Origin of the sequence: Micrococcus sp. ACRRV (genome assembly GCF_022346985.1) — a bacterium.
GTDB classification, from domain to species: Bacteria; Actinomycetota; Actinomycetes; order Actinomycetales; family Micrococcaceae; genus Micrococcus; species Micrococcus porci.
Genome location: NZ_JAKRNH010000221.1, coordinates 1 through 745 on the forward strand (window position 1 = coordinate 1; position 745 = coordinate 745).

General features: G+C 74.0%; 1 protein-coding gene. It reads right to left on the reverse strand.

The features are described 5' to 3' along the window. A partial coding sequence (locus MHY29_RS12205) for an FAD-dependent oxidoreductase (RefSeq protein WP_239241590.1) occupies positions 1-638 on the reverse strand: 638 nt, incomplete at its 3' end. Positions 639-745 lie beyond the last annotated feature (107 nt).

A 745-nucleotide genomic window follows, 5' to 3' on the forward strand; every position in this document is an offset into this window, starting at 1 on the left:
GCTCGGGCGTCACGGGCGCCGAGCGGGTTGTATGCCGAGGCGAACTCGGCGCCCCTGACGCCCGAGCCCACGACGATCAGGTGCTCCGGCAGGTCCTGGAGCGCGTAGACCTGCTTCCAGTTGAAGATGCGCTCGCTGTCCGGGCGGGCGGTGGGCAGCTCGCGGGGGCTGGCGCCCACCGCCACGAGGATCGCGTCGGAGGTGATCACCTCGGGCTCCTCCCCCTCCTCGATCCCGCGCCGGCGCACGGTCACCTCGTGCGGGCCGGTGACCACGGCGTCCCCGATCACCACGCGCACCCCGCGCTTCTCCAGCGCCCGGTGGATGTCGGAGGACTGCTGGCCCGCGAGCTCGAGGATGCGGCGGTCGACCGCGTGCATGTCGGCGTGCGGCTGCGCCTCGCCCAGGTCCACGCCCAGGCCCGAGGCGGCCATCACCCGGCGCATGGAGTCGGCCGTGGCGATCAGCGTCTTGGAGGGGACGACGTCGGTGAGGACGGCCGAGCCGCCCATCCCCGCGCGTTCCACGACGGTGACGCGGGCGCCGAGCTTGGCGGCCACCAGGGCGGCCTCGTAGCCGCCGGGGCCGCCGCCGATGATGGTCAGGGACGGGAGGAAGGTCGTGTTCTCTTCGGTCACGTTCACCCATCTTGCCGGAGCGGGGGCGCGGTTCCCAGCCCGGCGACGCGCGGTGCGCGGACCTAGGATGGGCACGTGAGCGAGCAGAGCACCCCCACCCCCACCCC